This is a genomic window from Chitinophaga sp., from assembly GCF_039596455.1.
Classification (GTDB): domain Bacteria; phylum Bacteroidota; class Bacteroidia; order Chitinophagales; family Chitinophagaceae; genus Chitinophaga.
In genome coordinates this window covers 92,582-110,546 of sequence record NZ_JBCNJR010000011.1, presented here as the reverse complement: position 1 = coordinate 110,546, position 17,965 = coordinate 92,582, and the positions used below count along the sequence as shown (strand labels likewise).

Here is a 17,965-nt window from a genome sequence, read left to right as displayed (position 1 = left end):
CATGGCGCTGTGCCGGTTACGGGTAACTGTGGCCTTCCCAGCTTATGATGATTGGTGTGGCATGTTTAACCCGTGAATATGCTCTGCCTGCATCTGATCCAGCATTCTATTGTTTAACTAAAAATGTTTATGAAAGCCGTCTGCAGAACCAAAATCAACATCAGTAAACGCAGTGCTCAATTGATTGTATAAATTTTTTCTCCGCCGTTCTGATACAACAATGAAAGAGGCTCCGCAAGCACATTGCCCGCGGTACGGGGGAGAGGTTTGCCTGCTTTATGCTGTCATCAACCAAATCGATTATAAGAAACACAATCCTTAATCCTTAAAAACAATCCATGTTATGACAAGAATAGAAACTTAACAATAATGAAACCGGCAATACGGGAATATTGCCGGCTAAAAAAACTGGAGTGAAGCTTCCAGTCTATTACAGTTCAAAATACTTGGTGAACCATAACTCTTCAAAAATATGAAAAAAAAGAGGAATATTGCTTTTTTTACGAAAGCGATAAGAGGTACCTTTTTACCAGCGTTTACGCTACTTTCCACACTTTCTTTCACGTATGCCCCAGCCTCCACAGCCGCGCCGGCGCCTTACTTCCAGCAGGAAACCACTGTTAAAGGAAAGGTGACCAGCGAAGACGGGTTGCCTGTGCCCGGAGCGGTGATACAGGTTAAAGGGCAGACAAGGGGTACTGTTACCGGGGAAACCGGTGAATTCACCCTTCGCGCCAAACCCGGTGAAATACTGGTGGTGAGCAGCATCGGCTTCACGGCACAGGAGATGGCCGTAGAAGCGGGTAAAACTTACAACGTTATACTCGTTGCCTCCAACAGCACGCTGGACGAGGTGGTGGTAACGGGTTACTCCAGCCAGCGCGTGAAAGACCTTACCGGCTCTGTGTCGGTGGTGAATGTTAAACAATTGAAATCGCAGCCGGTGGCCAGTCCGGTAGAAGCGCTGCAAGGTAAGGCAACCGGTGTGCAGGTGATCAGCGACGGAGCGCCGGGCGCCACGCCGCAGATCAGGATCAGGGGTTTCAGTACCATCAACAACAACGATCCGTTGTTCGTAATTGACGGCGTACCGTATGAAGGCAAGCTGAGCTGGCTCAGCCAGAATGATATTGAAAGCATGCAGGTGCTGAAAGATGCGGCATCCGCGTCTATTTACGGCGCCCGTGCCAACAACGGCGTAGTGATCATCACCACGCGGAAAGGCATCAAAGGGCCGCCCCGCATTTCGCTTGACATGTATTATGGCCAGCAGTCTCCCCGCAGGGAAGCTTTCCCGGAAATGATGACGCCCATGCAATACGCGGAATTCCTGTTCGAAGCCTTCCGCAACAATAACCAAACGCCGGGCACACCGGAAACAACGGGCAGCAACTACGGCCCCGGTCCTAATCCTACCTTGCCGGAGTACCTGCTGGCAGGCGCCGCCACCGGTCATAATGTAACGGCCGCCGATGCCGACCCGTCCAAATACAACTATAGCCGGGATGGCGCTACGTTTTACCAGATCACCAAAGCCAACCAGGCCGGCACCAAATGGTTTGATGAGATCACCCAGAACGCACCCATGAAAAGTGTGCAGCTGGGCGTGAATGGCGGCGGAGAAGATGCCACTTATGCCATCGGCGCCGGTTATATGGGGCAAAGAGGCATTGTCCGTCATACCGGTTATGAACGTTTTAACGTAAGGGCCAATACCATTTTCTCGGCATTCAACAACCATGTTCGCTTCGGTGAAAACCTGCAGTACAGCTACGAAGAGTTTGTAGGCGTTGGGGTGAACCCCAATATCTCCGGAGAGTACCAGGGAGAGGGCAGCGCCTTCGGCTTTGCTTACCGTATGCCGGCCATCATACCGGTGTACGATATTATGGGCAACTTTGCCGGCAGCCGGGGAGACAAGCTGGGCAATGCGCAAAACCCGATGGCTTTGCTCTACCGCGCAAAAGACAATGTGAACAAACGGAACTTTTTCTTCGGGAACATCTTCGGTGAGGTAGATATCCTGAAAGGCCTGATGTTCCGCACTTCTTATGGCATCCGTTATGAAAACTACAACGGCATAAGCGTGGGCTACCCCAACCTGGAATTCTCCGAAGGCGGCAATGCCAACAGCCTGAGCGAGTTCCAGGGGTACAATACAGATTGGACCTGGACGAACACGCTTACCTACAAGCTGAACATCCAGAACCGCCACGCATTGACGGTGCTGGCAGGCACGGAAGCCTTCAATGCCCGCAACCGCACGCTCAACGGTGGCAGGAACGAGTTCTTCCTGCTGGGGAATATGGACTACTACTATCTTTCCCGCGGCTCCGCCAATATCAGCAATAACAGCACCGGCGGTGTGGGTTCCCTGTTCTCTATATTCGGCCGGGCGGATTATTCATATAACGACCGGTACCTGCTGAGCCTCACCGTGCGGAGAGACGGTTCTTCCAACTTCGGTTCGGAAAACAAATACGGTACCTTCCCCGCGGGCAGCGTTGCCTGGCGTTTGTCTGAAGAAGGTTTCGTGAAAGACGCCGGGTGGATAACCGACCTGAAGCTCCGCGCCGGTTACGGTATTACCGGTAACCAGCGCATCCCCGGCTTCCAGTACCTGCGCCGTTTTGAAAGCTCGCTCACTACCTCCGCTTACGCCATTAACGGCGGCAACGGGGTGGTAACAGGGGTTTGGCAGAAAGATTATGACAACCCGTCCGTAAAATGGGAAGAACTGCGCTCGCTGAACGTGGGCCTGGACTTCACCTTGCTTGACGGTACCATAGACGGTACGCTGGACTGGTACAACCGTAAAACCGTAGACATGCTGTACCCCGTGCCGCTGCCCGCCACGGCAGTAGGGCAGGGTAACTCGCCTTTTGTGAACATTGGCGATATGCAGAACAAAGGGTTTGAGATTGCCCTGGGCTACCATTACGGCCAGCGTGGCAATAAGCCCTTCCAGTTTGACATAACCGCCAATTTCTCCCGCAACGTGAACGAAGTGCTTTCCCTGGCGCCCACTGTAAAAGAGCAACTGTATGGTACCTTCCGCAGCCTGCAGACCACCATTCTGCGCCCCGGCGCGCCTTTCGGCTCCTTCTACGGGTATGAGGTGGCTGGTATCTACCAGGACGATGCAGATGTGGCCAACAGTCCCTCTTACAGCGGCGCGCGCCCCGGCAGCTTGAAATACCGCGATATTTCAGGGCCTAACGGCAAGGCAGACGGCATCATTGACCCGTTTGACCGCACTGTGATCGGCAACCCGCACCCTGATTTCCTGTATTCCCTGGCCATCAACGCCAAGTACCGGAATTTTGACATCATGATGTTCTTCAACGGCTCACAGGGTAACGATCTGTATGAGGCCACCCGCTATTTCACAGACTTCTTCACCTTTGACGGTACCGCCAGCACCCGCATGCTGAACCGCTGGAGCCCCACCAACAAAGGGTCAGACATTCCTTCCCCGAAAAGGCAGGCCTCTGACTTCGAGTATGCGTCTTCCAGCTACTACGTGCAGGACGGCAGCTTTTTCCGCATGAAGAACCTGCAGATAGGCTACACCTTCCCCACGGAGGGATGGTTTGGAGGCCGCATCCGCAACCTGCGGGCTTACGTAGGTGCTACCAATCTTTTCACCATTACGAAGTATACCGGTCTTGACCCCGAGGTAAGCCAGACCAACAGCACCTTCTCCGCGCTGGGTGTTGACTTTGGCATCTACCCTGTTGGCAGGCAGTATCTCTTTGGTATCAGTGCAGGTTTCTAACTTAAAAGCTTCTAACAATGAAAAGAATTAACAGCATCATACTTTTATGCACCGCCGCATTTTTTGCGGCCTGCAACAGCGACTTTCTGGAAAAAACGCCGCAAGGGGAGCTGACCATTCCCCAGCTGGAAACTACAGACGGCGTGGAGGGCGCGCTGATAGGCGCTTACGGCCTGCTCAACGGCAACGTGAACGGCACCTGGGGTAACTATTCTTCCGCGCCCAGCCAGTGGCTTTTCGGGGAAGTGGGGGCAGACAATGCCCACAAGGGCAGCGTGAACGGGGACCAGCCCAACATGAACCAGGTAGAGCTGTACGACGTGTCTGTCACCAATGACAATACCGAAATTATGTGGAACCGGTATTACGAAGGCGTAGCCCGCTGCAACAACACCCTGCGGCTGCTGAAGGCCGTACAGGCCGGCAGCGGCAGCAAGTTCAGCGACGCCAGGGCCACTGAAATTGAAGCGGAGGCCCGGATGCTGCGCGCCCACTATTACTTTTACCTGGTAAGGGCTTTCCGGCACATTCCTTATGTGGATGAAACCGTAGCCACAGCGGATGCCATCACTATTCCCAACGAGGAAGAAGTATGGCCCAAAATTGAGGACGATCTCAAATTTGCCGTACAAAGCCTTACCGTAGAGAAACCCAAGAAGGAAGTGGGCCGCGTTAACAAAACCGCGGCGCAAGCCTACCTTGGCAAGGTATACCTGTACCAGAAAAAGTACGGCGAAGCGCTGGTATTGTTCAAGGATGTAATGACGGCCAAGGGCAACCTGGTAGACATGCCATTCCAGAACAATTTTGACGTAACCACCGAGAACGGCCCGGAATCCATTTTTGAAGTGCAACACAACATTAACCCCGATGGCAGCGGAGACAATGCCAACGTTGGTGATATGCTGGGCGGCTTTTACGGCAGCGCGCCGGTGAACTGCTGCGGCTTTTACCAGCCTACGTTCGACCTCGTGAACGCCTTTAAGGTAACCGCTGCAGGCTTGCCCATGCTGGATAACAGCTACCGCACAAATCCGTATAAATCCGACTTCGGCCTTACAGGAGACGCCAAGGCGAATTACCAGGTAGATAAGACCATTTCCTTCGACCCCCGGCTGGATTATACCGTGGGCAGAAGAGGCGTTCCCTTCCGTGACTGGGGCATTATGGCCGGAGACGCCTGGATACGCGACCCCGCTTATGCAGGCCCCTTCGTAGGTGTGAAGCATATGGTGGAACAGGCCCAGTTTGCCAGCCAGACGGTTTCCGGCGGCCGCTACATCACCGGCCTCAACGTACACCTCATCCGCCTGGCAGACGTGTACCTGATGGCGGCTGAATGCGAGGTGGAAGCGGGAAGCCTCACAGAGGCCATGCGCCTCGTGAATGCGGTAAGGGCCAGGGCGGCTAAACTTCCCGGCAAGGTGGTAGACGGCGGCCCTGCTGCCAACTATCACGTAGGCCAATACACGTCTTTCCCCAACCCTGACTATGCCCGCAATGCCATCCGGTTTGAAAGGCGGCTGGAACTGGCCATGGAGGGCCACCGCTTCTACGACCTGGTGCGCTGGGGCATAGCCAAACAGGTGCTGGAAAGTTATTCCGCATTTGAAGGCGGCATACTTTCCGCGTTCGCAGGCCTGGTATTTGATGCAAGGGATGAGTACTTCCCCATCCCCCAGCAGCAGATAGACAGGAGCCAGGGCGCCCTTAAACAGAAATAGAAAACCCGCATACTGATCTTACAACAAAAGCAGGAGCGTTTACCCCGGTGGTAAACGCTCCTTGTTTTTTCGTCTGCACATTTAGCCCGCTTGTCTATTCATCCCGCCCGGAGCAGGGTTTTAAGGCCATAACAATTATCTTTATCCTATTGAATGGCCCATGAAACTGCACGTACCGCCTAAATACATCACCATCGCCATGCATGCGCTCATCTGGAGCGTTCTGCTGCTGTTGCCCTATTTTGTTTCCGGCCCCGAGAACGGTTTCAGGATAGGCATGATACCCGGCGCGTTTTTTACCCTGGCAGGGCTGGTGCATATGGGCCTTTTTTACGGCAACGCGTATTTCCTGTATCCGAAGCTCTATAACCGGCGGCACTGGTGGCTGTACATCCTTGCCAGTATTGCACTGATAGCGGCCGCTTCAGGGCTGAAAGGGGGGATGCTGAGGGCCTGGTTTCCCGGTGTGCTGGAAAACCACATGGCCGGCCGCTTTGTGTTCGGCTCCACCATGCCGTTTTATATCATCAGCATCGTTTACCGCAGAATTATTGACAAAATGCGGCAGGAGCGGGAGCAGCGGGAAAGGCAGGCCACGCAATTGCTCACAGAGCTCAAATTCCTCCGTTCCCAGATCAGCCCGCACTTCCTGTTCAACGTGCTCACCAACATGGTATCCCTGGCCCGTAAAAAAAGCGACCAGCTGGAGCCGGCGCTGATTACCCTGGCAGACCTCATGCGCTACATGCTGTATGATACGCGGGGCAAAAAAGTGGCGCTGGAGAAAGAAATAGCGTACCTGAACAGCTACATTGCCCTGCAGAAGCTGCGCTTTGGCAGTGATGTGGATGTAGACCTCCATATTACGGCCAACACGGAAGGCCTGCTGATAGAGCCCATGCTGCTCATCCCGTTTGTGGAGAATGCCTTCAAGCATGGCACAGGCGCATCCGGGCCCAATACGATGAACGTACGGCTGGCGGTCAGCAACGGGGTGATGACGTATGAAGTGAGCAACCCGTATACGGACGAGCCCGCCGCCAGCAAAGACGACAGCTCCGGTATAGGCCTGGCCAACGTGCAAACAAGGCTGGAATTGCTGTACAGGAACAAATACACGCTCCACATCCGGAAAGACAACAACCTGTTCCATATCACCTTAACTTTGAAACTGGTATGATACGCTGTATTGTAGTAGATGATGAACAACTGGTGCGGGAATTGCTGGAAGACAACATCCGGCAGATACCTTTCCTGCAGCTGGTCAGCACATGCAAAAACGCCATGGAAGCCGCCGCGGTGCTGCAGGAAGAAGAAGTAGACCTTATTTTTCTTGATATACAGATGCCCCGCCTCAGCGGGCTGGAATTTCTCCGTACGCTCAACAACCCGCCGCTGGTGATACTGGTAACGGCCTATGAAAAATACGCCCTGGAAGGTTATGACCTGCGCGTGGCAGACTACCTGCTGAAGCCCTTCAGCTTTGAACGTTTTCTCAGGGCCTGCAACCGCGCCCAGGAGCTGCTCCGCCTTAAAGCCGCGCCGCCCGGGGAGCTGAAAGACTTTTTTGTGCACGTGGAATATACGCAGGTGAAAATTGTGGCGGACGATGTGGAGTATGTTGAAGGGCTGAAAGACTACATCAAGATACACCTCAATTCACAACCCCGCCCCGTGCTCACCCGCATGACCATGAAAGCCATTGAAGAAAAACTGCCGCCGCCGGCTTTTATCCGCACGCATAAATCCTTTTTGGTGGCGGTTGCAAAGATCACCGCTGTAAAGCGGGAACTGGTTTGCATCGGCAACAAGGAAATTCCTGTTGGTGATGCTTACAAGGAAAATGTGACCCGCATGCTGAACACCTGAACCCTTTTGTCGGCACACTTTTCCCGTACGTCTACTTCGCTCCGCAGGCCTTTTCCTTTGAGGTAATTTTACAACAGGTGAAAAAGATACGCCATTCTTGTCACCTTATTGTTCACTTAAAATCTTACGATCATGGCATTCGGAGCTATTATTCTCATACGGGTGTTGTTTATTGCCTGTATGGTATTCATTATCGGGTATGTTTTCGGCGGCTTTTCAAAAAGGCCCGCCCTCACCGTTATCACCAAAGTGGCCGCCATTTTGATGATAGTATTGTTTTTTGCCGCCAACGCGGTAATGATGCGCGGCCGTTTTGCCGACAGGGGCCACTGGCATCATCATGGCTGTGACAGCGTGCAGGTAGACGGGCGGTATCTGCGGTAGGCTTTCTTTTAAGCGCCTGCAAAACAAAGGTAGCTCAAGCGTGCATACCGTGGCAAAAAATGGGGCGGGCTTCGGTGAAACCTGGGGCGGGCATCGGAGAAAGCCGGGGTGAATGTAATAACGAAGGCCGGGAGAATAGTGTTTCCCGGTCTTTTTGCTGGGAAAAACCGGTGCCCCGGAATACGTCCCTTCTTCGGTCATCCTTCGGTGATCCTTCGGTCAACCTTCGGTTAAACACCCTCAAACCCGTACTGCTACCGAACACCACCGAAGGATGACCGAAGGATTGTCAGTGGCATGTCAGTAGGGCGCAGGGAATTTTAAGCCGCAATCTGCTGATATTCCACCGTTTCTGTAATTTCATGGCATGGAACCGCTGAAGGAAATGTTCAACCGCCGTTTTTATACGGGCTTTGCTGAAGCATTCGGTAAAGCAGACAGGAATTTTAACGTGGAAGGGTTTATGAAGGATGTAACGCAGGGGCTGGACGGTTTGTCTCTCAACCAGCGGCTGCACAACACTTCCGTAGTATTGCAGAAGCACCTCCCCGCAGATTTTCAGAAAGCCCTGGCCGTGCTTTACAAAGTAGCCGGCCAGGTGCAGACCGGGTATACCGCGCTGGTGTTCCCGGGTTTTGTGGCGCTGTACGGCAAGGGTCATTTTGATGCCTCCATGGAAGCGCTGAAGTTTTTCACGCCCTTCGGCTCATCGGAGTTTGCCGTGCGCGAGTTCCTGAGAACAGACTTAAACAGGGCGCTGCAGGTCATGAAGGGATGGGCCGCAGACAGCAACCACCATGTGCGCCGCCTGGCATCGGAAGGAAGCCGCCCACGGCTGCCGTGGTCGTTCAAGCTGGATGCCGTTATTCAAAACCCCGCGCTCACAAGGGATATACTGGAACAACTGAAAACAGACACGGAACCGTATGTACGTAAATCCGTGGCCAACCATCTCAACGATATTTCAAAAGACCACCCCGCGTACATGATCAACCTGGTGAAAAGCTGGGACGCGTCTAACACCCACACCGCCTGGATCATCAAACACGCCAGCCGCTCGCTCATCAAACAGGGCCACCAGGACTCGCTAGCCGTTTTCAATTTTGAAAAGAACGTAAAGGTAAGGCTGGAAAAGCTGCGGCTCGGTCCCGCGCGGATCAACCTGGGGGAGGCGCTGCAATTTTCTTTCGAGCTGGTATCTGAAAAGAAAACGCCGCAGAAGCTGGTGATAGATTATGCGCTGCATTACCGCAAGGCCGGCGGCGGTCTTTCCCGCAAGGTATTCAAGCTGAAAGAAGCGGAGCTGGCGCCCGGCGCAATACTGCAGGTAGCCAAAAAGCAGGTGCTGAAAGACTTCACTACCCGCAAACACTACGCCGGCCGCCATTTGCTGGAGATCATGGTGAACGGGAGAACCATGGGGGAGAAGGCTTTTGACCTGCGCATACCCTGATTGCCGCGAAAAAATAGCATTTTTACCGGGCATCCTGTATATTACCACCGTAAAAATCCACGTTGCCGTTGCGTAAAACCTTACCAGACCTGAACAATGAACATGCGCTGCTGCAAGAAATAGCAGGCGGCAGCCAAGCCGCGTTTGCCGCGCTGTTTGACGGCTACTGGGCAGGCGTGTACGCGCATATCCTGAGTTTTCTGAAAGACGCGGCCCATGCTGAAGAAGTAACGCAGGATATTTTCATGAAGATATGGGAGCTGCGCCGGCGCCTGCCGGAACTGGAGAGCTTCCGGAATTTTCTTTTCGTGATCACCCGCAACCGTATCTTTTCGGAGCTGCGCAAAAAGAAGGAACTGCCCGCGGAGCCGGAAGCATTGTTGCTGGAAGAACAGCAGCTGGTGCCGGACCGGCAGCTGGGGTACAAGGAGTTTTACCGCCAGGTGATGGAAGCCATTGAGCTGCTGCCCGCCCAGAAAAAACGGGTGTTCAAGATGTACCGGGTAGAGCAGATGAGCCGGGCAGACATTGTGCGGGAAACGGGGCTCAGCTACGGCACGGTGAACCAGTACCTGGTAGAAGCCCTCAGCTTTCTCAAAACACGCCTCAAAAACAGCGTCAGCGCTGATTTCCTGTTGCTGCTATCCGTTGCGTGGTTCATGTTCGAAAAATAATTACAGATTTTTTGGGGAACGGCACTACAAGTGCCGTTTTTTTTGCGTCTTTAATATTGAAAGCATTGTCATGCATACGAAACAAGACATTCAAACCCTTTTGGACGATTATATCACCGGCAGGCTGGACGCGGCCGGGCGGGAAAAGCTGCACCGCATTTTTAAAGACCCTGGCTGTGAGCCGCTACTGGCCGGCATGCTGGATGATGCGCTGAAAGAACGGCTGGCCGGGAGTTACGACTTCCCGGAAACGGGGCAGCGGTTAAAAAGCAAGCTGCTGCACCGCATCAGCGAGATGAAAGAAGAAGGGCAGGCCGGGGCCCCGCATGCACTGCCTCATGAGGCCCAGGTATCTGCGGGCCCGGCAGCAACGGCGCAAGCCAGCGAAGCACCTTTCCGCGAAGGGTCTCTGCATGACATTCACGCCACGGCAGGCTCCGGCGCAAACCGCGCACGCCCGCTGCATACGCGCCGCCGCCGTGTATGGCTGGCCGCGGCCGCAACAGTGGCGGCCGTTACTGCCGCATGGTACCTGTATGAACGGCCCGCCGTGAAAGCCCCGCCATTACAGGTGGCGGCGCAGCCTCTTCCCGGCGGCAACAAAGCCATGCTGGTACTGGCAGACGGCACTACCGTGCAGCTTGACAGCACCGGAGAACGCCAGATACGCCAGGGGCAGGCCGCCATTCAACAGCAAAACGGAAGCCTTCAATACACCACGCAGGGAACAAGCGGTGCGCAGGGTTATAATACCCTCCGCACGCCCCGCGGCGGCCAGTTCCAGGTTACCCTGCATGATGGTACCAGGGTTTGGCTCAACTCCGCCAGCAGCCTGAAATACCCTGTGGTGTTCGGTGAAAGTGAAAGGGTGGTGGAGCTGAGCGGACAGGGGTATTTTGAAATTGCCGGCAACGCCGCCAGGCCATTCAAGGTGAAGATCAGCAGCGCCACGGAAGTGCAGGTACTGGGTACCCGTTTTGACGTGATGGCGTATCCTGACGAGCAGGCCGTTAAAACAACGCTGCTGCAGGGCGCCGTGCGCGTAAGGCATAAAGCGGCCACACAAACGCTGCAGCCGGGCCAGCAGGCTGTAACGGAGCCAGGCGGGTTGCAGATAGCCGTACATGAAACGGACGTGAACAAAGTGACGGACTGGAAAAACGGCCTTTTCATTTTCAACAACATGGAGCTGCCGGCCATTCTGCGGGAGGTGGCCCGCTGGTACGACGTAGATGTTGTATACAAGGCGCCGGCCAACAAAGGCTTGTACGGCGGAGGGCTTAGCAGGAAAATGGCGCTGGCTGACGTGCTCCTTTTCCTGGAAGAAGGCGGCACCAATCATTTTAAAATAGAAGGGAGAAAAGTGATCGTATTACCGTAACACAACCAAATAAATAAAAACGGGGTACAAAAGAAACCGGAGATGTTAGCGGCATCCCCGGTGATATCTGGCGTGCTCTGATAATCTCTGTGTGACTATTTAAGAACCACCAAACACCACGAATGTATGTATTTTAAACTGAAAGGAGAAATCCCGCAGCCGTGCGGGGTATCAACCAAATTTGCCTCCGTTTCTCTCAGAAGTAAATTATGCCGGGTGATGAGAATGACCGCATTTATTTTACTGGTAACCTGCCTGCATGTGAGCGCCGCGGGTTATTCGCAGAAAGTTTCCCTGTCAATGAAAAACGCGCCGTTGCAGCAGGTGTTTGCGGAAATCATTTCGCAAACGGGCATTTCCATTATCTATAATGAAAACGCCCTTTCCCGCACCAGGCCGGTATCCATCCAGGTCAATAACGTGCAGGTGAAAGATGTGCTGGACATCTGCATGCAGGGCCAGCCTATTGCCTACCGCGTAAAAGGCAAGAACATCGTGATAGAGACCCGGAGAGCCGCGCCGGCCACCGCCGTGCCAGACACGGTGGCGGCGCTTTCCCCGCCTGATAACACACTGACGGGCACGGTAACGGACGAAAAAGGTACACCCGTACCCGGCGCCAGCGTAGTGATCAAAGGTACCAGGCAGGGCGTGTCTACCAATGCCAAAGGAGAATTCACCCTCAACAACGTACCGCCCGGCGCGGTGATAGTAGTATCAAGCCTGGGTTATACCACGCGGGAGCTGGCTGCCGAGGGGCAAACACACCTCAGTGTAATACTGCAGGAACATGTGGGCAAGCTCAATGAAGCGGTGGTAGTGGGGTATGGCACCGTTAAAAAAAGTGACATCACCGGCGCCGTGGCCAGCGTAGGGGAAGATGACATCAAGGCCACGCCGGTAACCGACCTGGACAGGGCCATGCAGGGCCGTGCAGCCGGCGTGCTGGTCACCCAGAACTCTGCCCGGCCGGGCGGCGCGGCTACCATCCGCATACGCGGCACGGGGTCTGTAAACGCCGGCAATACACCCCTGTACGTGGTAGACGGTTTTCCCACCAACAGCATCAACGACATCAATCCCTCAGACATTGAGTCTATTGAAATACTGAAAGATGCCTCTTCTACCGCCATTTATGGTTCACGCGGCTCTAACGGCGTGGTGATGGTGACCACCAAACGGGGTAAAAAAGGCGTATCCAGCGTCAACTTTGAAAGTTATTACGGTATTCAGTCCGTAAGGCGGAAAATACCGCTGCTGAACGCGCAGCAATACGCGGAATTTATTAACGAGGCCAGGGTGAACGGCGGCGGCGCTCCGTACTTTGACGGCTCTTCCGCAGACCGGCCATTGCCGGCTAATGTGGGCAAAGGCACAGACTGGCAGGATGAAGTGTTCCGCCAGGCGCCCATCCAGAACTACCAGTTGTCTTTTACCGGCGGTGAAACCAAAACACGTTACGCCATTTCCGGGAATTATTATAACCAGGACGGTATCCTGCTCAACTCTTACTTTAAGCGCTATACCCTCCGCGCCAACGTAGACCGGGAAGTGACCTCGCGCCTCAACGTGGGGCTGTCTATGCAGGCGGCCTATACCAAATCAAACGCTTCCCGCACGGAAACGGATGGCGGCGCCAGCTCCGGTGTTACCAACGCCGCCATCAACTATGCACCGGTATTCCCCGTGTACAATGCCAACGGCTTGTATTACCGTGACCAGGGGCCGCTGAACGGCAACCTGGTAGATAACCCGGTAGGGCTTGCCAACGAGATCACTGACCAGGTGAGCACCATTCGCCTGCTGGCCAACTTTTTTGCAGAATACAAGATACTGGAAGGCCTCACTTTCCGTACCTCCTGGGGCGCAGATCTGAACAGCTTCAAAACGAACTATTATGCTACCCGCCAGATAGGGCTGGGCGCGGGCACCAACGGGGATGCTTCGGTATCTGCCGGCCAGGGCATCAACTGGCTGAATGAAAATACGCTCACGTATACACGCACTTTCCATAACGTGCATCAGCTTACTGCGCTGGCAGGCTATACCACGCAGGCGTATCACAATGAGAACGTAACCGCCAACGCCACCAACTTTATAGATGATTTTGCGAAGTACAACAACCTGGCCTCCGGCGCCACGTTGAGAACACCGGGCTCTTCCGCGGGAGACTGGGCGCTGATATCTTACCTGGCCCGCGTGAACTACGGGTACGATAACCGTTTCCTGCTCACGCTAACCGCCCGGCGGGACGGCTCCTCCCGCTTCGGCCCCAATAATAAATACGGTTTCTTCCCTTCCGGCGCCGTGGCATGGCGGGTGATCAATGAAAATTTTATGAAAGGCCAGCAGCTGGTTTCTGACCTGAAAGTGCGTGCCAGCTATGGTTTGACCGGCAACCAGGAAATCGGGGATTACGGTTACCTGTCTTTCATCTCCAACGTAAAGTACCCCTTTGGCCCCAACGCCGTGCTGCAAACCGGCGGCGTACCGGGCGGGATCAGCAATCATGACCTGAGCTGGGAAAAGAACGCGCAGCTGGATGTGGGGGCAGACATCGGCCTGATGCGCAACCGTATTATGCTGACGGCGGATTACTATGTTAAAACTACGTCAGACCTGCTGTTCAGCGTAAACGTACCGCAAACAACGGGGTATAGCACTTCCCTGCAGAACATCGGCAAGGTGGAGAACCGCGGTTTTGAGCTGGGCTTGAATACCGTGAATATAGACGGGCCCGCTTTCAAATGGAGCAGCGCTTTCAATATTTCATTCAATAAAAACAAGGTGCTGACGCTGGACGGGCGCCCTGAATTTACCGCCGGCTCCGGCAGCGGCCACCTGGGCGTATGGGGCAGTACCGTGCTGATGCGGGTAGGCCAGCCGCTGGGCAACTTCTACGGGCGGCAGATGACCGGCATTTTCCAGAACAAGGCGGAAATAGATGCTTCCGCCCAACCGTCTGCCAGCCCCGGAGACATCCGCTATGCAGATATCAATAACGATGGCGCCATCAATGATGCAGACCGTACGGTGATCGGGAACGGCAACCCTGATTTCTTCGGCGGCCTCAACAACACGTTTACCTGGAAAGGGCTGGAGCTGAACATTTTCCTCCAGGGCAGCTATGGCAATGATATCCTGAACTTCGGGCGTTTTGACCTGTATAACCTGAACGGCAACAACAACCAGTCTGCAGACGTGCTGGGCCGCTGGACGCCCTCCAATCCCTCCGGCACCATTCCCCGCGCCAACTCCAACGGAGGTCAGCGCATTTTGTCCAGCTTCCACATTGAAGACGGCTCCTACCTGCGCGTGAAGAACATATCACTTGGTTATTATTTTCCGGAGCATCTGCTGAACCGCATGCGGCTGGCCGGTTTGAAAGTGTACATGTCTGCGCAGAACTGGGTGACTTTTACCAAATACAAGGGCTATGACCCGGAAGTAAGCCGCTTCGGCAGTTCTGCTATTGACCAGGGCATGGACTACGGCGGGTACCCTACCGCCAAAACACTGTTATTCGGCTTAAACGTAAAATTCTAAAAGGCATTTATCATGAGATCTCTTGCAATCATCATATGTGTATGTATAATAGGCTGCCAGCCCAGTCTCGATCTTTCTCCTGACGGCTGGAAGGCCAGCAGTACTTTCTACCGCAACGCCGCGGATGCGGAAGCGGCGGTAACAGGCGCCTACAGCGTGCTGCATGAAGTGTACCGCAACGAGCACATTCTTACGCCCAACGTGATCTGTGCGGACGACGGCATTCCCTTCCTCACCGGCGCGGCAGACAGGGTGGCCCTCTGGAAGTACGAGCAGGTATCTTCCAATACCTACTCCGGCCAGATATGGAGCAGCGCCTACCGCGGCATCCAGTTCTCCAACATCATACTGGCGCGGATACCCGGTATACAGATGGACGAAAACCTGAAAAAACAATACCTCGGAGAAGCGCATTACCTTCGCGCCCTTCATTATTTCAACCTGGTGCGTTTCTACGGCGGCGTACCGCTGATCACCAGGGAGGTGACCACACTGACAGGTGTGGAAACCCCCAAGTCAACCGTAGAAGAGGTATACGCGCTGATAGAGGCAGACCTGAAAGAAGCCGAACTATCGCTGCCCAAAAGCTACAACTCCACCGCTCATATCGGCAGGGCCACCCTGGGCGCGGCCAGCGGCCTGCTGGCCAAAGTGTACCTTGCGCGCGCCGGCAATACGGCCGGTTCTCCCTACTGGGCACAGGCTGCCGCCAAAGCCAAAGCCGTGATAGACCTGGGGATATATGACCTTTGGGACAACTATGCCGATGTATTTGCCATCAAGAACCGTGGCGGCAGGGAATCGCTGTTTGAGGTGGTGTTCCTGACAGATATACAAGGCAACTCTTTCACCACCGGTTATGCCCCTCGAGGGGCGCCCATTGTGCCTAACAACGGCTTCGGTATTTTCAGGGTAAGCCCGTCTCTCTTTAACGCCTATGCGGCCAATGACAAGCGGAAGGCCGTCACTTTCCTGACCTCCTATGTGCACCCCGTTACACAGCAAACCGTGCAGTTGTCTGTAGACAACCCTGACCCTGCGCTGGCCGTTTCTTTCTGGAAGCTGGCAGACCCCACGGTGAAGGTGGGGCTGAACGGCGGCACCAGCTGGCCTTATATGCGTTACGCTGAAATATTGCTCATCTATGCAGAAGCTTTAAGTGAAGCCAACGGCGGGCCGGGTACGGACGCATATGCGGCTATCAATGAAGTACGGCGGCGTGCCGGCCTTGATGACCTGGCCGGTCTCAGCGCCACGGAGTTCAAAAATGCCGTGCTGCAGGAAAGAAGACTGGAATTATGTTTTGAAGGACAGCGCTGGTTTGACCTGGTGCGTACCGGCCGGCTGGAAGCCGCGGTAAAAGCGGAGAACAGTTTCTCCCGCAATGCCACCGTGCAGCCGCATCAGGTATGGTTCCCCATCCCGCAGCGGGAAATAGACGCCAACCCGGCGCTGGAGCAAATCAAAGGGTATTAAACAGGAAAAACGATGATCAGGAAATATATAACAGGCCTGGCCTGCTGCCTGCTGCCATTGCTGGCCGCGGCGCAGCTGCGGTACGATGTGGTAGTGTACGGCGGTACGCCTGGCGGAATAACCGCGGCCATACAGGTGGCCAGGATGGGCAAAAACGTTGCCCTGATAGAAACCACCGCCCATGTAGGCGGCATTATGACGAACGGCCTCGGTGTAACCGATATAGACAGCCAGCAGGCGTTTCAGAACAGCGTGGCGGTAGGAGGGCTGGCGCTGGAATATTACCGCCGCATAGCCAGGGTATATGGCCGTGAAAAAGAGTTTGAAGAGGCGTGGCGGACAAGAACAAAAAAACATGCCCTCTGGTCTCACGAGCCAGGCGTGGGCGAAAAGGTGCTGATGGACTGGCTGGCAGCGCACAAAGTGAACGTATTCACCCGCTCCCGCCTGGCGGAAAAACGCAACGCCGTCAGCAAGAAAGGCACTGCCATTACCCGCATCCGGATGGAGAACGGGCAAACGTTCTCCGCCGGTATTTTCATAGATGCTACGTACGAGGGAGACCTGCTGGCAGCAGCAGGTATCTCCACCGTCATTGGCCGTGAGGCCAACGCGCAGTACAATGAAACGCTGAACGGCATCAGGGGGGAAACCACGCATGCCCAGTTCCAGGTGAAAGTAGACCCGTATAAAATACCCGGCAACCCGCAAAGCGGCCTCATACCCACCATTCAGCCGGGGAGCATCGGCACGCCGGGCGCGGCAGACAAGCACCTGCAGGCTTATTGCTTCAGGGCCGTGCTTACGCCGGAGCCCGCTAACCGTGTGCCTTTCAGGAAACCGCCCGGTTATGACCGCAACACCTATGAGATATATGTGCGCTACCTGGAAGCCGGCGGTCATTTGCTGTGGCCCTGGGTGAGCGTGCCCAACAAGAAGTCTGACCTTGGCGCCTGGCACGACCTTTCTCATAACCTCTACGGCATGAACGTAGACTACCCCGGCGGGAACTATGCCACCCGCAAACGGGTATATGACGAGCATCGTTTTTTTACCGAAGGGCTCTTTTACTTCCTGGCTAACGATACGGCGGTGGGGCGCCTGGCGCCTGACCTGCAGAAGGAATGGGCGTCATGGGGGCTGGCGAAAGACGAGTTTACAGACAACGGCAACTGGCCTCACCAGTTCTACGTGCGTGACGCGCGGAGAATGGTATCTGATTATGTAATTACCGAACACCATATCCTGAAACCGAATCCCGTACCGGTAGAAGACCCCGTGGGCGTGGCTTTCTGGCCGCCAGACGTACACAGTGTAAGAAGGATCGTAAAAGACGGGTATGCATACAACGAAGGGTTTGTATTTGAACCCGCCGGCAACTGGCGCCCGCTGCCGGTGGCTTACCGAGCGCTGGTACCCCGCAGCAGGGAATGCACCAACCTGCTTACGCCCACCTGCCCGTCTTCCAGCCATATCGCTTACGGCGCCATCCGCCTGGAATGGACGTTTATGGTGCTGGGGCAATCTGCCGCAACGGCAGCCGTGATGGCGCTGGATGAAGGCAAGAGCGTGCAGGAAGTGGATTACGCCCGCCTCCGGGCAAAGCTGCTGGAACAGGGGCAGGTATTGTCATTGGATGAATGACCTGTTGGCGGCAGGGATGGGATGTTATGAATGGGC

General features: G+C 54.8%; 11 protein-coding genes. All 11 read left to right on the top strand.

The annotated features are described in order from the left end of the window. Positions 1-472 precede the first annotated feature (472 nt). The 11 genes from ABDW36_RS24440 (at position 473) to ABDW36_RS24390 (ending at position 17,929) form a co-directional block, all read left to right on the top strand. On the top strand, positions 473-3,778 hold the full coding sequence (locus ABDW36_RS24440) for a TonB-dependent receptor (RefSeq protein ID WP_343704567.1): 3,306 nt from the start codon (positions 473-475) through the stop codon (positions 3,776-3,778). 17 nt (positions 3,779-3,795) lie between these two features. Beyond that, complete coding sequence (locus ABDW36_RS24435; protein ID WP_343704566.1) at positions 3,796-5,502, top strand: RagB/SusD family nutrient uptake outer membrane protein; 1,707 nt, start codon at positions 3,796-3,798, stop codon at positions 5,500-5,502. A gap of 160 nt (positions 5,503-5,662) precedes the next feature. After that, positions 5,663-6,682: a histidine kinase gene (locus ABDW36_RS24430; RefSeq protein ID WP_343704565.1), complete on the top strand. Its 1,020-nt coding sequence runs from the start codon at positions 5,663-5,665 to the stop codon at positions 6,680-6,682. Continuing rightward, positions 6,679-7,371: a LytTR family DNA-binding domain-containing protein gene (locus tag ABDW36_RS24425; RefSeq protein WP_343704564.1), complete on the top strand. Its 693-nt coding sequence runs from the start codon at positions 6,679-6,681 to the stop codon at positions 7,369-7,371. Before ABDW36_RS24430 ends, ABDW36_RS24425 begins: the two co-directional genes overlap by 4 nt. Positions 7,372-7,503: 132 nt before the next feature. Further along, on the top strand, positions 7,504-7,755 hold the full coding sequence (locus tag ABDW36_RS24420) for a hypothetical protein (RefSeq protein ID WP_343704563.1): 252 nt from the start codon (positions 7,504-7,506) through the stop codon (positions 7,753-7,755). A 367-nt stretch (positions 7,756-8,122) separates the two neighbouring features. Then, positions 8,123-9,208 carry a DNA alkylation repair protein gene (locus ABDW36_RS24415; protein ID WP_343704562.1) on the top strand — a complete coding sequence of 362 codons (1,086 nt, stop codon included), beginning with the start codon at positions 8,123-8,125 and terminating at the stop codon, positions 9,206-9,208. 68 nt (positions 9,209-9,276) lie between these two features. Further along, positions 9,277-9,882 carry a sigma-70 family RNA polymerase sigma factor gene (locus ABDW36_RS24410; RefSeq protein ID WP_343704561.1) on the top strand — a complete coding sequence of 202 codons (606 nt, stop codon included), beginning with the start codon at positions 9,277-9,279 and terminating at the stop codon, positions 9,880-9,882. Between the two features lie 70 nt (positions 9,883-9,952). Then, on the top strand, positions 9,953-11,263 hold the full coding sequence (locus ABDW36_RS24405) for a FecR domain-containing protein (RefSeq protein ID WP_343704560.1): 1,311 nt from the start codon (positions 9,953-9,955) through the stop codon (positions 11,261-11,263). Positions 11,264-11,482: 219 nt separating this feature from the next. After that, positions 11,483-14,809, top strand: a complete 3,327-nt coding sequence (locus ABDW36_RS24400) for a TonB-dependent receptor (protein WP_343704559.1) — start codon at positions 11,483-11,485, stop codon at positions 14,807-14,809. A 12-nt stretch (positions 14,810-14,821) separates the two neighbouring features. Beyond that, positions 14,822-16,285, top strand: coding sequence for a RagB/SusD family nutrient uptake outer membrane protein (locus ABDW36_RS24395; RefSeq protein ID WP_343704558.1), 1,464 nt, complete (start codon positions 14,822-14,824; stop codon positions 16,283-16,285). 12 nt (positions 16,286-16,297) lie between these two features. Continuing rightward, positions 16,298-17,929 (top strand): FAD-dependent oxidoreductase, encoded by a 1,632-nt coding sequence (locus tag ABDW36_RS24390; RefSeq protein WP_343704557.1) that lies wholly within the window; start codon positions 16,298-16,300, stop codon positions 17,927-17,929. The last annotated feature ends 36 nt before the right edge of the window (positions 17,930-17,965 follow it).

Coding starts and splice junctions, on each gene's coding strand:
- ABDW36_RS24390 (WP_343704557.1), top strand. CDS start 16,298: ATGATCAGGAAATATATAACAGGCCTGGCCTGCTGCCTGCTGCCATTG.
- ABDW36_RS24425 (WP_343704564.1), top strand. CDS start 6,679: ATGATACGCTGTATTGTAGTAGATGATGAACAACTGGTGCGGGAATTG.
- ABDW36_RS24435 (WP_343704566.1), top strand. CDS start 3,796: ATGAAAAGAATTAACAGCATCATACTTTTATGCACCGCCGCATTTTTT.
- ABDW36_RS24420 (WP_343704563.1), top strand. CDS start 7,504: ATGGCATTCGGAGCTATTATTCTCATACGGGTGTTGTTTATTGCCTGT.
- ABDW36_RS24395 (WP_343704558.1), top strand. CDS start 14,822: ATGAGATCTCTTGCAATCATCATATGTGTATGTATAATAGGCTGCCAG.
- ABDW36_RS24400 (WP_343704559.1), top strand. CDS start 11,483: ATGAGAATGACCGCATTTATTTTACTGGTAACCTGCCTGCATGTGAGC.
- ABDW36_RS24415 (WP_343704562.1), top strand. CDS start 8,123: ATGGAACCGCTGAAGGAAATGTTCAACCGCCGTTTTTATACGGGCTTT.
- ABDW36_RS24440 (WP_343704567.1), top strand. CDS start 473: ATGAAAAAAAAGAGGAATATTGCTTTTTTTACGAAAGCGATAAGAGGT.
- ABDW36_RS24405 (WP_343704560.1), top strand. CDS start 9,953: ATGCATACGAAACAAGACATTCAAACCCTTTTGGACGATTATATCACC.
- ABDW36_RS24430 (WP_343704565.1), top strand. CDS start 5,663: ATGAAACTGCACGTACCGCCTAAATACATCACCATCGCCATGCATGCG.